The organism is Stenotrophomonas ginsengisoli (assembly GCF_001431485.1).
Classification (GTDB): Bacteria; Pseudomonadota; Gammaproteobacteria; order Xanthomonadales; family Xanthomonadaceae; genus Stenotrophomonas; species Stenotrophomonas ginsengisoli.
In genome coordinates, this window is record NZ_LDJM01000099.1 from 1 (window position 1) to 651 (window position 651).

Genomic DNA, 651 nt, shown 5'->3' on the forward strand with positions numbered 1-651 from the left:
GCACGAAGGACTTCGGTGACCGTTGCTCTCACCCGACTCGTGCCGCTGGGTTTGTCGTCGATCCTGCGCTCAAGCATGCCTAGTACGACATCGTAGTCCCGCCGCTTGAATCTTTTGACTTCAGCGATTTGCTGGCTGGTCAGGCCGCTAAGGTCGCCGGGCTCGTCATCCTTGCTGCCGGTCACAACAGCATGCACGCCCGTGTCTAGCTTCGCGTAGACGTCGACCACCAGCTCGCGGAAGTCGGGCAACCCCGCGGGCTTGGACACACCGGCGCCGGCGATAAATAGAACGTGCCCTCGCGCGTGCGCGAGTAACAATCTCTCCGGCACGACGGGCAAACCGCTGCCAAGTGAGATCACTCGGTCCGGAGGCGGCGACTTCGCAGGAAAAACGAGAGAGGAACTCAAGACTTGTCGACTCAAGTCAACGGGTCGATTCGAATGTACAGGAAAATTCGCTGCCGCTAAAAAGAATTCTCATGCTTTCCACGTGGTTATATGGTCGCCCATGTCAGTACTATAACTTACCGCGACAGAGTGACGTCATCCCCTCGTTCGTGCGTCGCAGATCAGCCTGAAAGGATCAATAGAATCAGCACACTCCAAATCTGCTGTTCGCCGACTCTGTCGAATTTCCAACCGCACAACC

At 56.8% G+C, this 651-nt stretch carries 1 protein-coding gene; it reads right to left on the reverse strand.

Features of this window, described 5'->3' with window-relative positions:
• Positions 1-269: hypothetical protein (locus tag ABB30_RS15505; protein ID WP_152980808.1), on the reverse strand; the 269-nt coding region annotated here is incomplete at its 3' end.
• Between the last annotated feature and the right edge of the window lie 382 nt (positions 270-651).